At 39.9% G+C, this 1,088-nt stretch carries 1 pseudogene; it reads right to left on the bottom strand.

The features are described from left to right. Positions 1 to 1,088, bottom strand: a pseudogene (locus DS884_RS10750) (hypothetical protein); the annotation flags it as partial.

The following is a 1,088-nucleotide window of genomic DNA, read 5'->3' as shown; positions in this document are numbered from 1 at the left end:
CTACTGGAGCTATACTATATGTTAATGGATTAATACTATTGTTTACCTCAGTTATCTGAATCTCTCCTGTACTTGTTCCATTACAAATTCCATTTACACTCGCTACCGCACTAAAGTTTGGTACAATCGCTGGTAAAATTACTATCGTGGTAGTACTTGAACATGTTGGAGTAGCTCCCATATCAAACACCTCTACTGTATAGGTGTCTGCTGTAGCTGCTGAGAAATTCACTGTAGTTCCTCCTGTACTTGTTTGGGCAACTACCGTTCCTCCTGAATTTGTTACTGCATATTCATACGTTCCTGATCCTGAACTGATATTTAATGCTACAACTCCTGCTGGACTTGCACTACAATCTATATTCTTAGTCTGAGTTACTGTAAATGCTAAACTTGGTAACATCGTAATAGCTTGTGCTGAAGCACTACAACTATTACTATCTGATACGGTTACAGAATAAGATCCTGCTGCTACATTAGTAAATGTAAAGGCTCCTGTTCCTGTTTCGGTACGAACCACTGTACTTGTAGTTGTATTGGTTAATACAAATGTATAAGTTCCTGTTCCTCCTGCTGGAGTTGCTGTGATACTTCCTCCTGTACTTGAGTTACATGCACTATCATCTTTAGTTAATCCAAAACTTACGGCTACTGGATTTACAACCGTTTCTGTTGTTGAAACCTCACATCCATTAGCATCTCGTACTGTTACTGTATAGCTTCCTGATTCTAAATTACTAAATACATTACTATTTCCTAATGCAACCGCTGGTGATGTTCCTGTTACTGGAGTTAAACTATATTGATAACCACCCCATCCGTTAGTCGCTGTAGCTGTAATGCTTCCGTCATTTCCTCCATTACAACTTACCGCTACTGGTACTGCTGTAATTCCTAATCCTGCTGTTGGTTGAGCTATAGATACAACTGCGGATGTTACTGGACAGAATGGACTTGCTGTCATAGTTACTACTACATAGTATTCTCCTACTGCTAAACTTCCTACAGTTTGTAATACTCCTCCTGTTACACCTACTACTGCTGCTCCTACTGTCGTATCATCTCCCGTAGCTGGTGTTCCGTTGGTA

Source organism: Tenacibaculum sp. E3R01 (assembly GCF_003318185.1).
Taxonomy (GTDB): Bacteria; Bacteroidota; Bacteroidia; order Flavobacteriales; family Flavobacteriaceae; genus Polaribacter; species Polaribacter halocynthiae.
The sequence above is the reverse complement of the archived record's forward strand: the minus strand, read 5'-3'. Positions and strand labels throughout refer to the sequence as shown.